Below are 15,704 nucleotides of genomic sequence, written 5' to 3'. Positions count from 1 at the left end.
GGCTACTATGTCTTGACCGGTGCGGGTCTAGAGCTGAATCTCCGGCGCTTCCAAGCCGAGGTGCTCCCACGCCGCGGGCAGAGCCACACGACCGCGCGGAGTACGACCAATCAGGCCCTCACGCACCAGGTACGGTTCGGCAACCGTCTCCACGGTCTCCGTCTCTTCACCCACCGCAATGGCGAGGGTAGACAGACCCACCGGGCCGCCGCCGAACTTGTGAATCAGCGCCTCCAACACGGCGCGGTCCAGGCGGTCCAGGCCGCGCGAATCCACCTCGTACATGTCCAGCGCGGTTGCGGCATCGGTCGCGTTAATGCGGTCCACGCCGTTCACCAGCGCCCAGTCACGCACACGGCGCAGCAGACGGTTCGCAATACGCGGCGTACCACGGGAACGACCGGCAATCTCCGTGAAACCCTCGGAGGTAATCTGCATGTCCATCAGACCCGCGCTACGGCGCAACACCAGCTCCAGCTCCTCCACCGAGTAGAACTCAAGGTGGCCGGTAAAACCGAAACGGTCACGCAGAGGACCGGGCAGCAGACCCGCACGAGTCGTCGCACCCACCAGGGTGAACTGCGGCAGCTCCAGCGGAATGGAGGTCGCACCCGCACCCTTACCGACCACGATGTCCACACGGAAGTCTTCCATCGCCATGTAGAGCATTTCCTCAGCAGGGCGGCTCATACGGTGAATCTCATCCAGGAACAAAACCTCGCCGGGAGTCAGCGAAGACAGAATCGCCGCCAAATCACCCGAATGCTGAATCGCCGGGCCCGAGGTAATGCGCAGCGGCGCCTCCATCTCAGCCGCAATAATCATTGCGAGAGTGGTCTTACCCAGACCGGGAGGGCCCGACAGCAGCACATGGTCGGCGCTACGGCCACGCATCTTCGAAGCCTCCAGCACCAGGGACAGCTGCTGACGCACACGGCGCTGACCCACAAAGTCATCCAGGGACTTAGGGCGCAGTGCCGCCTCAATCATCTTCTCTTCAGGCTCTTCTTCCATCGCCACCAGGCGCTGGGCGGGAGCTGAAGACGCCTGAGTGCCGGGCACCTGACCGGGAAAATACCCGCCGGAAACCAGGGACGCCGCGGGCTGCGACTCATAGGGATTCTGGCTCATAGAATTCTTCTTTCACAAAAGTTTGAGTGGGATACGTCTGGCAGGGCGCGCCGTCTAGTGGCGGCCCACCGTGTTCTGAGTACCCAAGGAGGCGAGCACACCGCGCAGAGCCACACCCACCGGCTCGGTCTCTGCGGCAGGGTTGTGCTGCACATAAGCGTCAATAGCGGCGGAAGCGTCCTTCTCGCTCCAGCCCAGGGAGGTGAGAGCATCAAGCACCTGCGGCTTCCAGACAATGCCCTGGCTCAGCGGCAGCTCATCGGTCTGGCCGTCGCTGAGAATCAGCTTGCCGGCAAGCTCCAGCACAATACGGCGAGCACCCTTCGGACCGATACCGGGAACCTTCGTGAACGCCTTATCGTCACCGGTCGCCACGGCGCGCTCCACCTCAGCGGCAGTGTGAACACTCAACACCGCCAGCGCAATACGCGGGCCAATACCGGAAACCGAAAGCATCATATCGAACACTTCACGCTCGGCAGGCTCCGAAAAACCGTACAGAGTCATCGACTCTTCACGCACAATCATGGTGGTCAGCACGGTAGCTTCCTCACCCGTGCGCAGCTTGGAGAGAGTACGCGCGGTCGCGTACACGAGCATGCCGAAACCGTTCACGTTAATCACCGCATGATCAAGGCCCACCTGAGCCACACGACCGGTCAGGGATGCAATCATTTCTCTCCACCTTTCAACACCGCGCCCAGGAATGAGGCTCGCGGCAGTGTGAGGGAACCGGGAACTCCGGCACCCACAGAACGCACTCCCCCAGTTCAACGGGGAGACACTACAAGTATATTAGAATATTTCTTCTGAAATCAAGCATATATTCGAACTTCTTAGCGAATACCTGCGAGCGCTCAGAAGACCCACACACGCCCCGCCCGTTAGCGGCGAGCGCGCGCCTCCGCCTCCATCCAGGCACGCTGCGCCGGAGTCAACGACCCACCGCGAGGCGCCTGCGCCGGGCGCGAACCCTGGTGCGTCTGCGTCTGGGCCGCCATGTTGATACCCGAACCAATGCCGCCGCCACGCCAGCCGTGACAGATCGCAATCGCCAGGGCATCGGCAGCATCGGCGGGCTTCGGCATGGATTCCAGCCCCAGAATGCGGGTCACCATGCGACCCACGGAGGCTTTATCGGCGCGGCCGCTACCGGTCACCGCCGCCTTCACCTCCGAGGGGGTATGGAAGAACACCGGCACGCCGCGCATTGCCGCCGCAGAAATCACCGCACCCGAAGCGTGCGCCGTACCAATCACCGTGTTCACCTGCTCCTGCGCGAAGATACGCTCAATCGCCAGGGCATCCGGTTTGTAGGTATCCAACCAGTGGGAGGCGGCGTTGAAAATCCAGAGAATACGCTGGTCCAGGGACTCCGCCGGGACCGTACCGGCAACACCCACGTTCACGAAGTGCGCCTTACGATCAGCGGTCATATCGAGCATGGAGAAACCGCAGCGGGTCAGACCGGGGTCAACGCCCATGATGCGGGTGGCACCCGGCACGCGCTCCACAGCGGCGGCGGTACGGTTCTCACGCATGCTATCGCGTGCGGCAGGTTGAGCGGCAGCCATCATCTCCCCTTTCGACAAACTCCCTAGAGAATCTCTAGATTCCAGTCCTCCAGAATCCTAGCACCCGGCACCGGGGCACGCCACGGGAACGGTCACCGCGCGCCGCCCAAGTCCCCCGTGCCTCCCAAAAATAAACCCCAGACGCTAAGAAGCCACTCCCCCAACCAGCCAGCCACCGTGCGGCGGGTCGGTCAAAGGAGCGGCTTCTTCAAGCATCAGATATCAGAATCCGAGTGATTACTCAGCTGTGATTACTCAGCTTCCAGCTCTGCCATAACCTCGTCAGAGACGTTAGCGTTCGAGTAGACGTTCTGAACGTCGTCGAGCTCTTCAATCGCGTCTGCCAGCTTCAGGAACTTCTTAGCGCCCTCAGCGTCCAGGTCAACCTGCATGGTCGGGCGGAAGACCGGGTCATCGTTGTTGTACTGCAGGCCAGCCTCGTCCAGAGCCTTACGAATCTCGGGCAGGTCGGTTGCTGCGGAGACAACGGTGAACACGTCGCCCTCGTCCAGAACCTCTTCAGCGCCTGCATCCAGGACAGCCATCAGAACGTCGTCCTCGGTCAGACCGTCAGTCTTGGTGACCTCAGCAACGCCCTTACGCTCGAACAGGAACGCAACCGAACCCTGGTCAGCCATGGTGCCGCCGTTACGGGTCACAGCCAGGCGAACCTCAGAAGCTGCGCGGTTACGGTTATCGGTCAGACACTCGATGTACAGAGCGGTACCCTGCGGGCCGCGTGCCTCGTACATGATTTCGGTGTAGTCAATGGTCTCACCGGTCAGGCCAGCGCCACGCTTGATTGCGCGGTCAATGTTGTCGTTAGGAACGGAGTTCTTCTTCGCCTTCGACACAGCAAGGTCAAGAGCGGGGTTACCAGCAATATCAGCGCCGCCCATACGTGCTGCAACTTCAATTGCCTTAATGAACTTCGCGAAAGCCTTCGCGCGCTTAGCGTCGATAGCGGCCTTCTTGTGCTTAGTAGTCGCCCATTTAGAGTGACCCGACATTCGTATCTCCCTTAGTCAAAACCTCTGCACGGACACGGCGAAACGCCCCGCGCACTGTACTATAACTCAATCAACTATACCGTAGCGGAGGCGCACACCACCTCAAAAAGTGCACGCCACCGCCCGGAATAGGGTGCTAGCGGGGGCGAGACGCAGCCGAAGCGCGTGCCTTCTCCACCAGCGAGTCGTCAATCGTGTTCGGCGTGAACTCGCCAAACTTACGCTTTGCCGCCTGCTCAATCAGGTAGTCCGAAATCTTCGGGTTCTTCGGCAGCAGCGAACCGTGCAGGTAGGTGCCAATCACGTTGTGTACGCGCGCACCCTCGTAAGTATCGGTCACATTGTTGCCATCGCCCTTGGTGACGGTAGCCAGCGGGGTGCAACCGGGGCCCAGGTAGGTCAGGCCCGAGTGGTTCTCAAAACCAATCACGGTACCGAACTCCGCAGACTCCTCAACAATGTTGCCAATCAGGCGATCATCGCCGCCGACCGTGTGCGCATCAAAAATGCCGATACCCTTCAGCACCTCACCCTCACGGGTGCGGAACTCCTTACCGAACAGCTGGTACAGACCACAAATGACGAGCATCGGCACGCCGTCCTCAGCCAGCGAACGCAGAGTGTCACCGTTAGCGTGCAGGTCGTCCTGAATCACAGACTGACCGGAGTCCTGGCCGCCGCCGCCAAGGATGATGTCGACGTCCTCGGGGAAGGGCTGACCGGGGTTGTGGTCCAGAATCTGCACGTCAAAGCCGTGCGCCTGCGCGCGACGAGCCAGCGCCAGGGTGTTGCCCCAGTCGCCGTAAATGTTCATGTCGAGCGGGTACAGCTGCAGAATACGCAGAGTCTTACCGTTATTGGGGCCGGAGGCGGGGGTGCCCTCAAAAGTGTGAGTTGCCGTCATTAGGAGACCCTCTCAACGTCAGTAATCTTTGCGAGCTCTTCACGCAGAGCCAGCATTGCGGTGTAAGTGCAGAAAATACGCATGGGCGCGTTACCGCTGGAGGCAATGAAGCCCTTGAGCGCATCGGCGAGGTTCTCGTTGACCTCGTCAACCTTCACGCCGTCATGCTCCAGGCGCAGCGCCATATCCCAGGCGCGCACACCCGAAACCATCTGCACGCCGGTCTTCTTCAAGCTGTCGAAGTCAACATCCCACAGCCAGGACACGTCACGACCGTCAGCGTACTGGTCGTTAATCGTAATCATGGTGGCGTAGTCGTCAGCGTTCGCGCTCGCCAGGGACAGGCGGAAACCACTCGGGTTCTTCACCAGCAGCAGTTGCAGCGGGCGGCCGTTCACGTTCAGAGTCTCACCGCGACCGAAGGCGGGGGTAATCTTCGCCAGCTCCGCGATGAGCTTATCTTCGTTGAGCTTCTCGCCCATGACGGCGCGGGTCAGCGCCATAGCGCCAGCCGCGTTGAAGATGTTGTAAATGCCGTAGAGGTTGATCTCGCCGACTCGCTCCACACCCGCCAGGTCGAAGGTTGCGGAGGTGCCGGAGAACGCGGTCAAGGTGACGTCTGCCTCGGGCAGGGTTGCCTTCGCGACGGTGCCGCCGCGCATCTCATCATCCGAGGGGAAGTACGAGCGCAGGGACTCATCCAGGCCGTAATACTTGACGGTCACGCCAGGCTGCACGTTCTCAGCGAGGGAGCGGATGCGCGGGTCCTCACGGTTGAGCACCACGGTACCGGTCGTTGCGGAGGCGACCGTCGCCAGCATGCGGCGGGTCGTGTCAATCTCACCGAAACGGTCCAGCTGGTCGCGGAGCACGTTCAGCAGCAGCGCGTAGTCGGGCTTGACAGCCTTCACGAAGTGCACGGCGTGCGCCTCGTCCAGCTCAAGCACAGCAATATCAGCGTCAAGCTTGCCGCCGAGAGTCATCTCGCCCAGCAGCGCCGCGGCAACACCGCGCACAAAATTCGAGCCGGTGCGGTTAGTGAAAACCTTCAGACCCTGAGCTTCAAGCAGCTGCACAGCCATCTTCGTGGTGGTGGTCTTACCGTTCGTACCGGAGACAACAACCACGCCGTAAGGCAGCTTCGCGAGCTCTTCAGCGACGAAGTCGGGGTGCAATTTTTCCATGACAAGGCCGGGGAACGCGGAGCCGCCACCGCGAAGCTTAGTCGCGGCGCGTACGCCCTGGCCGAGGAGACGAATGAGGGGTTTGGACATGCTTACCATTTTAGTACACGCACACCAGCGGCTGAATGGTGCGTGGGGTCTCGTTCGCTCAGGCCGGAAGGGGCGGGGGCGGGGGTTTGGTGCGCCTGAGGCTTGGTGCAGTGGTTTTGGTGTGGAGGTTTTGGTACGGGGGTTTGAAATAGGGCGCCGAGGTTTTCGAGCTGCGCACTATTTCTAGCGAGGCTCTCCCCTACTTCTCACCGGCGGCGGGTTTATTTAGAACAGCGAGCCCTGGACCCTCACCCGCGTGAACTCCTGCGCCGGCTCCACCAGCACGTTCCGCCACGCGGCAGTATTCACCAGGAACGCCGCGTCAGCATCGCCGGTGTGGGCGCTCAAAAACTGACCCGCCGCACCCGTACAGAAGAAGCCAGCCGCCCCGCTCTCCAAACCGGAATCACAGGGCGCCAGCGGTTCGGGCGAATGCGCGCGCAGAGCCGCATACGGGCGGTTCATGGCGAGCGACGGAATCCACGGCTCATCCAGGGCGGTGAGCGGCACCTCCGGGTCGGTGCGCGCCAGTTCGGCGAGCGCTTCGCGGGCGCGGGCAACCGCCTCCTGGTGGGCAACACGAAGCTGCGCGCCGGGCAGCGGGTTCGTCCAGGCGCGGTACTTGCTCGCCACCTGTTTGACCTGTGGAATCTTCGCAAGCGCGGTCACGGCGTCCTCGGCGCGGCGAATGGCAAGCCCGTCGGGTGCGAGCGCAATGTAGGTGGCGGTGGCGACCGCCTGCTCGTCCAGGCGGCGCGGGGTCGAATGCAGGGAGCTCGTGCCGACCTTGTGCGTGCCGTCGGGGAAGGTCGCGATGTAGAGGCGATGCTCCAGCATGGCGTAGGCGCGCATAGATTCGGTGAGCGTTCCGGGGTACAGGTGCGCGCTGTGCAGGGCGGTAAATTCATCGCGGGCGGTACAGCGCGGGCACTGCTGACCACGCTGGATGCGGGTGCCTTCAGGGCAGGGTACGCGGCGGATTCCGGCAGAGGTTCCCCCAGTCTCGGGGGTGGCGTCATTGCTCGTGCCGGTGGTGTATCCAGCGCAGTAGCGGTAGAGTTCCCCCTCGCTATCGCGCGGAATGCGCAGCCCCAGGTAGGCGCCGGGGGTCAGCGGAATCTGGATGCGAACCCCGCTCGGAACGCCACGCTGCGCAGGGTTGCTTTCCTGGTTAGGGGCGCTCTCCCCCGCCGCTTGAGACGCCCGGTTATGAGTTCCTTCCGCGACCCCGCCGGGCACGACCGGTTCCACTTCAATGAGCGGGCGGCGGTTGGACCAGCGGATCTGCCTCCAGATGAGCAGCTGCGGCGCGCCTGCTGAATCCCCGACAGCGGCATTATTACCGGCGGCGGGCGCAGCACTAAACTCGTCGAAAGCAGTCTCAAGCAGGTTGGGGTAGTCCATAGCATTCCACTCTAACGGGTCTGGTACATCTAGTGCTGGCAAATCTAGCGGGTCTGGCGGGTTCGTGGCACGACCGGCGGGCTCACCCTAGACGTTCCGCACATTCCCCGCGCGCTCGCCCCCACACGCATCTGCCACGCGCATCCGCAGAACACAAAAAGAGGCCAGCGTCCTTCACGCTGATCCGCACCCCCGCAGTGTTGCCGTGCGTTCACGCACGGCGGGGTGGGTTCTCAGCTGAGGCGCTGACCTCTGTGGTTGATGCAGGGTGCTTACCCTGCCAAGCCGGAAAGCGATCGGTGACCGCTATTTTCGGTGAGCTATGCGGTGTTTATGGAAGCCGGAAGCTTCCCCGCAGCGACGCTGCAGTTAAAACTTTGCCACATATAGCAGACATAACGTCATTCAAATAAGCGTTAAACGCCTAATCTACGCATTTATGACGCAGATTTTTTGTGCACTGGCTGGCAAATTAAAGCAATGAGTGCAGGTTCGCAAACCCGCCACGCCCATCAACCAGACAACTAGACTGTCTAGCTGAGGCGAGCAAACCCCTCCGCAATCGCAGAACGCATATCATCCAGCGTGCGGGACATGGTCTTCGTCTGAGCGATAATCGGCAGGAAGTTCGTGTCCCCACTCCAGCGCGGCAGAATGTGCTGATGCAGGTGATCAGCAATGCCCGCGCCGCCCACCTTGCCCTGGTTCATGCCGATGTTGAAGCCGTCGTTATGCGACACCTCGCGCAGAACCTTCATCGCAAGCTGGGTCAGCTGCGCAATCTCAATGGTTTCCGCCTCGGTCGCATCATCGTAGAACGGGATGTGGCGGTACGGGCAGACCAGTAGGTGGCCGGGGTTGTACGGGTAGAGGTTGAGAATCACGAAGGCATGCTCGCCGCGGTGCACAATCAGCGACTCCTCGTCACTGCGGCTGGGCGCAGTGCAGAAGGGGCAGGTCTTCTCGGTGTAATCCTTCTGGCCGCCGCTCACGTAGGCGGTGCGGTGAGGGGTCCACAGGCGCTGGAATTGGTCCGGTGCGCCGGGCAGCTCGAAGGAATCCTGCACCGAGGCTGCGGTGCCGTGCTCGGGGGTCGTGTTCTCGCTCATAGTCCCATTCTATAGCCCGCGCGCGGCAACGGGAATGCCCCGTCCGTCATGCGTGCCAGATATGAGATGACTCCCCCAGCAGCGCGCTTAGCTGTGCTGTTTTTCCAGGTGAATGATGCGAGTGGCACCCTCAAAGGTCATGGGGAAGCTCAGCACGCCGTTCTCCATGGTGAATTCCTTGGTCTCCTTGTCGGAGGCGTACGGCGCACGCGCCAGCTTCGCGCGGTCCACGCGGGAAATGTAGCTGAAGTTGCCGTCTTTTGCTTCGAAGGTGCCGACCCAGAAGGGGGTTGCCAGCTCTTCGTGGTTCAGGTGGTAAGTCACCTCAATAACGCCGTCGTGAATGACGGCATCCATGTAGTTCTCGAGGTTGGTGGAGTCCTGCTGAACCCAGGTGCCGTCAGCGCTCGCAGTCGAGCGGGTTGCGAGCACGGAAGAGGGCACAGCCGTCGCGTCGGATGCGGCGGGCTCTTGGTTGCTGGTGTTGTCCGGCGCGGGGGTCTCAGTGGGCTGAGTTGCGGTCGGGTGAATCGACGGGTCGTGCGAGACGCTAGCCGCCGCCTTGATTCCGGTGCTAGCGTCGCCGGGAGCGGAGGCGGCGCTGGGCTCGGCGGTTTCAAAAGCTGCGGGGTCAACAACCGCACTTGCGGAGGCATTATTCGGCGCAGATGCGCACGCGGTGAGGGAGAGCGCGCCGACGAGTAGAGTGAGCGCGCCCAGGGCGGACTTAGGTGCCACGAACGTGTCCTAACAGTGTATGTGTTTGAGTGAGTTTGTGAGTTGAGTGGTGCCTCCCCGTGAGTGAGGTGGGGATATAACGAAACCCCGTAGCGCGTTGGGCTACAGGGCGTTCGATAACCGGCACGGTAGATAGTTTATAGGCTCTGGCTAGGAGTTTCACCAGTGGCGGCCATTTTTAAAAGATAGTTTGGTCACATTAGATCTTAAGTTGAGGGGTTTTTCGCGCACACGAGCCCCAATTTGCACTCTCCACGGGCTAATTTTGCCTCGACAAGGCGAAATATCCCGCACGGTGGCGTGGGCGGCAATTTTCTTGCCTTCGTCTTGCCTTCGCGTGGGCTCGGCACCCAAACCCACCGCTTCAATAAGTATGCGGTGTGGGTTTGAGCGCCAAGCCTCAACTGAACTGTTATATCTGCGCTGCTATCTGCGCTACCGCAACCGAGCCGCTACAGCCCGGTTACTGTCCGCAGGGTATTTGCGAGCGGACTACTGCTTGCGGGAACGTAGCGAGAACTTCTCACGAATAATCGTGAACGTCTGGCGGGTCTCCTCCAGCAGGGCGACCGGCTCCTGCTCGCGCACCGCAACCTCATGAGATGCCGAGGAGTCGGCAGGTTCACCAGCCCGCGCGGCGCCGGGCGCGGTGTTCGGGGTAGCCTCCGCAGAAGCTGCCGCAGCAGCACCCGGAGCGCCAGGAGTACCAGGGGCAGTAAAGCCCGCGGCGGCGCTGAAACCGGCGCGGCGTGCCGCCTCCGCATCCGAAGGAACCGGGTGCACACCGTCTTCATCCACGACCTCACGCAACGTGTAGTCGCGGGCTTCACGGCGCGCATACTCACGAGCCAGCAGGGCACGCAACTCAGAAATCTCCTGGCGAAGATCGTCCACGTCAGCCTTGGTTGCGGGGTACTCCTGCTCCTCCCTGCCACCAAACTTTTCGATAATCCAGCTCGCGAGCGCACCGGTAGCAACCGCGACCAAGCCCCCGCCGTACAGCATGACGATCACGGCGATGACCCTGCCGATACCGGTGACCGGGTAAACGTCTCCGTAGCCGACCGTGGCGAGGGTCGTGAACATCCACCAGTAGGCGGTGGGCAGGTCACGAATCATCGCGCCCGGCTCGGAGGACTCCACCGAATAGATCGACAGGGCAAACATGATGATGAAGATCGCGGTGTAGCCGAAGAGCTTCATCCCCAGTTCGGAGAGCCTCTTGTATTGGCGGTTGGCGGTCAGGTGAATCATGGCCAGGAAGCTAACGATACGCCACGCCGGCAGCAGCACGATGGCCAGGTTCATCAGGTTGTGCGTGATGAAGTAGAGTCGCCGCGGCGCCAGGTACAGGCGCACGCAGTAGTCGGCGGCGAAGAGGCCCCACAGAATCATCTGAATGATGTTGAGGTACCCGTCGTACGGCTCCTGAATACGCGTGCTCATGATGGGCGCGGCGAACGCAAGCAGGTACAGCACGGACGCCACGAACATGGGCGTGGAAGTGCGGTCTTCCCACGCGGCCAGGTTCTTCTCGCCGCGGTACTTGCTGAGCGTGCGGAACAGGCGGGTGCGCGGGGCGCGACGCGGCGGGTCCGTGACGGTGCGGGTGACCGTGCGGATGGTCGTGGTGTGCGTTTCAGGTTCGCCCGCGTCAATAATCTCGGCGGCACTATCAGGGTTACCCTGGGTGCCTGCCTTCTGGGTGCCAGCTTTCTGGTCGCCCTTGCCGTGCGGGTGATGCGTGGTGCGGGTGATGCGACGCTCCTCGCGGTGCGTACCGTCCGGCGCGTCGGTGGTGGCGTACTCTTCGACGACCTCTTCGTAGTCGTCGTCGGGGTCCAGGTCGGTGGAGTAGACGGAGTGGGTGCTGTCCAGGCGGGCGCTATCAATCTGCACGGCATCAACCTGTACTGCCTCCATGCCGGGGGCGGTAGCCTCTGCGGGGCTACTTGCTGCAGCACTAGTTTTGGCGGCACTGGATTCTGCCGGTGCCGACTGGGTATAACCAGCCTTCGTGGTATTCTCAGCGGCGGCTTCAGATGCGGTAGTTTCAGATGCAACAGTTTCAGGGCGCGCAGACGCACCCACCGGGCTGTTCCCCGGAATATTGCCCGAGGTATTCCCCGAGGTATTGGGTGCTGTGCCGTTCTTTACCGTGTTGTCTGTCTGGTTCTGTTCTGCCTTATCCATAGTGTGAATGATACTCCGCGCACCCTAATCTTCGTTGCACTGAGCGCACCCAACCTGGCAAAATGCGTGTTGTACCTATCAAAGCAACCTTATGTTGCTACCCCGCACATCGGAGTGCCTCATGTCTTCACACACCACCGCTTTCTTCTTCCGCCAGTCGGGTTTTCCTCAGCCGAACTTCCGTCAGCCGGGTTTCCGTCAACTGAGCTTCCGTCAGTTGGGCGCGAGCCTTTGCCTCTCCGGTGCGCTCGCCGCCGCCCTGGGCGGGTGCGCAACCCTGAATTCCTCCCCTTCTGCATCTGCGGAGGCTTCGTCTGAGCCGACTGCTGCGAGCCACGCGACGGCGCCGGTGATTCAGGATTCTGAGGGTTTCCGCCTATTTGCCGGTCGCGGCGCTGTTGAGGAGGCGGTCTTTGAGGGCCCGGCGGCTCCCGCCTCCTATTCGTATGTGGAGTTTGAGCGTCGCGGTGAACCGGAGGGCACGATGAAGGTTTCGGTTTCGGACGGTTCGGGTACCACGGTTGAGGTGGTTGCTGGCGGTTCGGGTGAGGGTGCGGGCGTGTGGGTTCGTAATACGGCGAGCGCGTCTGCGCCAAGTCCCTCTAGTACTGCTAAGTCTGCCGGTGCGGTGAGTGTGCCGTATAGTTCGGCGCGTGTGACGGCTTCGACGTCGCAGCTGGCTGATGATGCTGAGTGGATGGTGTCGGTTCGTGCGGCGGGTGTTGATTCTTCGGGCGTATTTGAGGCGCCTGATGGTGTGCCGTTGACGAGTCAGAGCGCGGAGGTTGGCGAGATTCAGATGCAGGGCAGCCGCGGTTTTGTGCACGATACGGTATCTGGTGGCGGTTCGGTTGCGGTGGAGAACCGTTCGGGTGCGAAGATGACGGTGTATTGTGCGGGTGTGGATCGTAAGGAGCGTAGTGTGCCTGCGGGTGGCCGCGTGTTTGTGGAGGATTTGGGGGTGCGTGCTTCGGCGGGGTCTCCCCTGTTTTGTGGTGTGGTGACTTCTGATAGTACTGCCAGCTGGAATGTTACGGCCCTCGGCGGCCGCGCCTAAGAGCAGCCGCGGCGTTCAGAATGTGGTGGGTGCGCCTCCGCAGGCCCGGGCGTATTTCCCCCGGAAAACCAGCAAATACGCGGCAAACCTACGCATCAGCACGGTGTATAACCCACCCCCTTTATAGTGACAAGTAGTCGCCAAGCTTAGCCATAACTAACCAGAAAAGACGGCGTTCAAAGGAAGATACTGGAATAAAGACAGCATTCACGCACCTGTCACCAGTAAGGAAGCAAAATCATGACCGTCGTGTCAAACACGTCCGAAGCACTCAAGTCCCCCTACGAAGACACCCTCAAGCGCCTACTCTCTGACGCGCGCGCTGAGGCAGTCGAATCCAGCGTCTCCGAACTCGAACGCTTGGCAATCTCGCACGACGCATCCCACTATCTGCTCGTGCCCGCCGGCCTGATTCGCCCCGACTCCGCTGAAGACGTCGCAAACATCTTCCGCGCAGCCGGCGACCTCGGTCTGCCCCTCACCTTCCGCTCCGGCGGTACCTCCCTCTCCGGCCAGGCAAGCGGTGACGGCCTCATGGTCGACACCCGCCGCCACTTCAAGAAGATTGAAGTCCTTGAAGACGGCAAGAAGGTGCGCGTACAGCCCGGCGCGACCATCATGATGGTCAACAACTACCTGGCACCCTACGGCTACAAGCTCGGCCCGGACCCCGCCTCCTGGTCCGCATGTACCATCGGTGGTGTGGTTGCGAACAACTCCTCCGGTATGTCGTCGGGCACCAAGTACAACACGTACAACACCCTCGACTCCATGGTGTTCGTGCTCCCCAGCGGCACCATCATTGACACCGCCGAACCGGACGCTGACCAGAAGCTGCGCTCCCTCGAACCTGAACTTCACGAGGGCCTGCTGCGCCTGCGCAAGCGCGTGCTTGAGAACCCCGAATCCATGGCGAAGATTCGCCAGCAGTACTCCATGAAGAACACCATGGGTTACGGCCTGAACTCCCTGGTCGACTTTGAAACCCCCGTGGACATTCTGCAGCACCTGCTGATTGGTTCGGAGGGTACCCTCGGCTTCGTTGCTTCGGCAACCTACCGCACCCTGCCGATTCTGAAGAACATTTCCACCGGCCTGCTCGTGTTCGACAACCTGATTGACGCGGCACGCTCCGTGCCCGAACTGGTTGCTAACAAGCTGGCAACCGTCGAGCTGATGGACGCTACCAGTATTCGTGTGGCTCAGCGTACCGGCCAGGCTGCGGAGGCGCTCGCCGCCATCGACGTGAAGGATCACGCCGCCCTGCTGGTTGAGTTCCAGGGCAACTCCGAGCAGGAGCTGAGCGACCTTGCCGCCGCTGCAGCACCCATGTTTAAGAGCCTGCCGGTGGCTTCGCCCGTGTCGATGACCAGCAAGCTGTCTGAGCGTAACGCCCTGTGGGCTGCCCGCCGTGGCCTGTACACCACCGTGGCGGGTAACCGCCGCTCCGGCACCAACGCACTACTCGAAGACGTGGTCGTGCCCGTCGAGGTTCTGGGCAACACCTGTAGCGACCTGACCAAGCTGTTCGACGCACACGGCTACAAGGACTCCGTGATTTTCGGTCACGCGAAGGACGGTAACATCCACTTCATGCTGAACGAGCAGTTCCGCGACCCGAAGCAGCTCGACCGCTACCGCGACTTCACCGAAGAAATGGTTCAGCTGATTCTTGCTGCTGACGGCTCGCTGAAGGCTGAGCACGGTACCGGCCGTATCATGGCGCCGTTCGTGAGCCGCCAGTTCGGTGACGAACTCTTCGACGTGATGCGCCAGATTAAGCGCCTCATTGACCCGAAGGGCTTCATGAACCCCGGCGTTCTGCTGGTTGAGCCGGATACCGACTACGTGACTAACCTGAAGGTCGCAGAGACCGTTGAGGAAGAAGTCGACCGTTGCGTGGAGTGCGGCTACTGCGAGCCGGTCTGCCCCTCCCGCAACCTGACTCTGACCCCGCGTAAGCGCATTGTGTTGCGCCGTGAGATTGCCGCCGCTGAGGCGAACGGCGACCACGAGCTCGCTGAGCGCCTGCGTAAGGAGTACGAGTACTACGGCATTGAGACCTGTGCTGTGGACGGCATGTGCCAGACCCGCTGCCCCGTGAACATTAACACCGGTGACCTGATTCGCCGCCTGCGTTCTGAGAACCAGGACAAGATGGCTGCCGCCGGCTGGAAGGTCGCCGCGCAGCAGTGGGGCGTCATGGACAAGGTCGCCGGCAAGGCCCTGACCGTGGCGAAGAAGCTGCCGTTCCCCGTGGTGCACGGTACCACCAACATTGCCCGTAAGGTCATGGGTGACGATATGGTTCCCTCCTACAAGAAGGACCTGCCGGTTGGTGGCCCGGCACGTAAGCCGCACAAGGATGCAACCGCTGAGATCGTGTTCTTCCCCGCCTGCGTGAACGCCATGTTCGGCGGTGTGGACGGCGACGGCAAGCACGACCCGGTCAACGCAACCCAGGCGTTCATCCGCCTGTGCGAGCGTGCCGGCGTGAAGTACCGCATCCCTGACAATATTGGTGAGATGTGCTGTGCTACCCCGTGGAAGTCGAAGGGCTTCACCGACGGCTACTCGGTCATGAGTGATCGCGTGCTGAAGTCCCTGTGGGAGGCTACCGACGGTGGCCGCCTGCCGGTTGTGTGTGACGCTTCGTCCTGTACTGAGGGCCTTGAGGTGATGCGCGAGAAGGTTATTAAGGCGCTTGAGCACAAGATTGTGAACGGTCTGCAGCCGGGCGAGCCGGACTACTCGCGTCTGCGCTTGTACGATGCGGTGCAGTTCGCCGCCGACAACATGCTGGACAAGCTGACCGTGTCTGCTCCCCTGCCGTCGGTTGCACTGCACCCGACCTGTTCGATGACTCACCTGGGCACTCAGCCTGCGTTTGAGAAGATTGCGAACGCGATGAGTGACGACGTGTATGTGCCGAAGCACTGGGGTTGCTGTGGTTATGCGGGTGACCGCGGTATGCTGCACCCGGAGCTGACTGCGAGCGCTACGGAGGCGGAGGCTGCGGAGCTGAGCGAGCAGAAGCAGTTTGCCGCATACATTTCGGCTAACCGTACCTGTGAGCAGGGCATGACGGAGGCGACCGGCCACAGCTACCAGAACGTGCTGCAGCTGCTGGAACGCACCACCCGCTAACGGGTTGAGCGCATAGCGGTATAAAGAAGGGACCCGGCGGGCTATCTTATGTGATAGTCCACCGGGTCTTTTTGATGACTTGAAGTATCTCACAGGAATCAATAACCCTGTATTATTGCTACTCAGGAACCCTATAAGGGTCTCATCTTGATTGTTCACTCAC

Annotated in this window: 12 protein-coding genes; 2 read left to right on the top strand and 10 right to left on the bottom strand. The window is 61.4% G+C overall.

Annotation, left to right across the window (positions count from 1 at the left end; genetic code table 11):
* Window positions 1-27: 27 nt before the first annotated feature.
* The 10 genes from ruvB to RWL87_RS03150 form a co-directional block, all read right to left on the bottom strand.
* Complete coding sequence (gene ruvB, locus RWL87_RS03195; protein WP_172855776.1) at window positions 28-1,014, bottom strand: Holliday junction branch migration DNA helicase RuvB; 987 nt, start codon at window positions 1,012-1,014, stop codon at window positions 28-30.
* A gap of 171 nt (window positions 1,015-1,185) precedes the next feature.
* On the bottom strand, window positions 1,186-1,806 hold the full coding sequence (gene ruvA, locus RWL87_RS03190) for a Holliday junction branch migration protein RuvA (RefSeq protein WP_005505871.1): 621 nt from the start codon (window positions 1,804-1,806) through the stop codon (window positions 1,186-1,188).
* A 209-nt stretch (window positions 1,807-2,015) separates the two neighbouring features.
* Window positions 2,016-2,672 carry a crossover junction endodeoxyribonuclease RuvC gene (gene ruvC, locus RWL87_RS03185; protein WP_313968982.1) on the bottom strand — a complete coding sequence of 219 codons (657 nt, stop codon included), beginning with the start codon at window positions 2,670-2,672 and terminating at the stop codon, window positions 2,016-2,018.
* A 284-nt stretch (window positions 2,673-2,956) separates the two neighbouring features.
* On the bottom strand, window positions 2,957-3,715 hold the full coding sequence (locus tag RWL87_RS03180; RefSeq protein WP_313968884.1) for a YebC/PmpR family DNA-binding transcriptional regulator: 759 nt from the start codon (window positions 3,713-3,715) through the stop codon (window positions 2,957-2,959).
* Between the two features lie 136 nt (window positions 3,716-3,851).
* Window positions 3,852-4,619 carry a type 1 glutamine amidotransferase gene (locus RWL87_RS03175; RefSeq protein ID WP_297604976.1) on the bottom strand — a complete coding sequence of 256 codons (768 nt, stop codon included), beginning with the start codon at window positions 4,617-4,619 and terminating at the stop codon, window positions 3,852-3,854.
* Complete coding sequence (locus tag RWL87_RS03170) at window positions 4,619-5,902, bottom strand: Mur ligase family protein (RefSeq protein WP_070543618.1); 1,284 nt, start codon at window positions 5,900-5,902, stop codon at window positions 4,619-4,621. Before RWL87_RS03170 ends, RWL87_RS03175 begins: the two co-directional genes overlap by 1 nt.
* A 216-nt stretch (window positions 5,903-6,118) precedes the next feature.
* Window positions 6,119-7,297 (bottom strand): hypothetical protein, encoded by a 1,179-nt coding sequence (locus RWL87_RS03165; protein WP_313968883.1) that lies wholly within the window; start codon window positions 7,295-7,297, stop codon window positions 6,119-6,121.
* A 533-nt stretch (window positions 7,298-7,830) separates the two neighbouring features.
* Window positions 7,831-8,406, bottom strand: coding sequence for an HIT domain-containing protein (locus tag RWL87_RS03160; protein WP_313968882.1), 576 nt, complete (start codon window positions 8,404-8,406; stop codon window positions 7,831-7,833).
* A gap of 87 nt (window positions 8,407-8,493) precedes the next feature.
* Entirely contained in the window at window positions 8,494-9,144 is a 651-nt protein-coding gene (locus tag RWL87_RS03155; RefSeq protein WP_294458606.1) for an aspartate ammonia-lyase, read from the bottom strand.
* Between the two features lie 492 nt (window positions 9,145-9,636).
* Window positions 9,637-11,337 (bottom strand): ion channel, encoded by a 1,701-nt coding sequence (locus RWL87_RS03150; protein ID WP_313968881.1) that lies wholly within the window; start codon window positions 11,335-11,337, stop codon window positions 9,637-9,639.
* Between the two features lie 121 nt (window positions 11,338-11,458).
* Between RWL87_RS03150 and RWL87_RS03145 the strand changes: the two genes are divergently transcribed.
* Both RWL87_RS03145 and RWL87_RS03140 read left to right on the top strand, forming a co-directional pair.
* Window positions 11,459-12,394 (top strand): hypothetical protein, encoded by a 936-nt coding sequence (locus RWL87_RS03145; protein ID WP_313968880.1) that lies wholly within the window; start codon window positions 11,459-11,461, stop codon window positions 12,392-12,394.
* A 240-nt stretch (window positions 12,395-12,634) separates the two neighbouring features.
* Window positions 12,635-15,541 carry an FAD-binding and (Fe-S)-binding domain-containing protein gene (locus tag RWL87_RS03140; protein ID WP_313968879.1) on the top strand — a complete coding sequence of 969 codons (2,907 nt, stop codon included), beginning with the start codon at window positions 12,635-12,637 and terminating at the stop codon, window positions 15,539-15,541.
* The last annotated feature ends 163 nt before the right edge of the window (window positions 15,542-15,704 follow it).

The sequence above is a fragment of the uncultured Rothia sp. genome (assembly GCF_963555405.1).
GTDB lineage: Bacteria > Actinomycetota > Actinomycetes > Actinomycetales > Micrococcaceae > Rothia.
The sequence above is the reverse complement of the archived record's forward strand: the minus strand, read 5'-3'. Positions and strand labels throughout refer to the sequence as shown.

Excerpts from the sequence above, each read along its gene's own strand:
- ruvB (WP_172855776.1), bottom strand. The coding sequence starts at position 1,014 with ATGGAAGAAGAGCCTGAAGAGAAGATGATTGAGGCGGCACTGCGCCCT.
- ruvA (WP_005505871.1), bottom strand. The coding sequence starts at position 1,806 with ATGATTGCATCCCTGACCGGTCGTGTGGCTCAGGTGGGCCTTGATCAT.
- ruvC (WP_313968982.1), bottom strand. The coding sequence starts at position 2,672 with ATGCGTGAGAACCGTACCGCCGCCGCTGTGGAGCGCGTGCCGGGTGCC.
- RWL87_RS03180 (WP_313968884.1), bottom strand. The coding sequence starts at position 3,715 with ATGTCGGGTCACTCTAAATGGGCGACTACTAAGCACAAGAAGGCCGCT.
- RWL87_RS03175 (WP_297604976.1), bottom strand. The coding sequence starts at position 4,619 with ATGACGGCAACTCACACTTTTGAGGGCACCCCCGCCTCCGGCCCCAAT.
- RWL87_RS03170 (WP_070543618.1), bottom strand. The coding sequence starts at position 5,902 with ATGGTAAGCATGTCCAAACCCCTCATTCGTCTCCTCGGCCAGGGCGTA.
- RWL87_RS03165 (WP_313968883.1), bottom strand. The coding sequence starts at position 7,297 with ATGGACTACCCCAACCTGCTTGAGACTGCTTTCGACGAGTTTAGTGCT.
- RWL87_RS03160 (WP_313968882.1), bottom strand. The coding sequence starts at position 8,406 with ATGAGCGAGAACACGACCCCCGAGCACGGCACCGCAGCCTCGGTGCAG.
- RWL87_RS03150 (WP_313968881.1), bottom strand. The coding sequence starts at position 11,337 with ATGGATAAGGCAGAACAGAACCAGACAGACAACACGGTAAAGAACGGC.
- RWL87_RS03145 (WP_313968880.1), top strand. The coding sequence starts at position 11,459 with ATGTCTTCACACACCACCGCTTTCTTCTTCCGCCAGTCGGGTTTTCCT.
- RWL87_RS03140 (WP_313968879.1), top strand. The coding sequence starts at position 12,635 with ATGACCGTCGTGTCAAACACGTCCGAAGCACTCAAGTCCCCCTACGAA.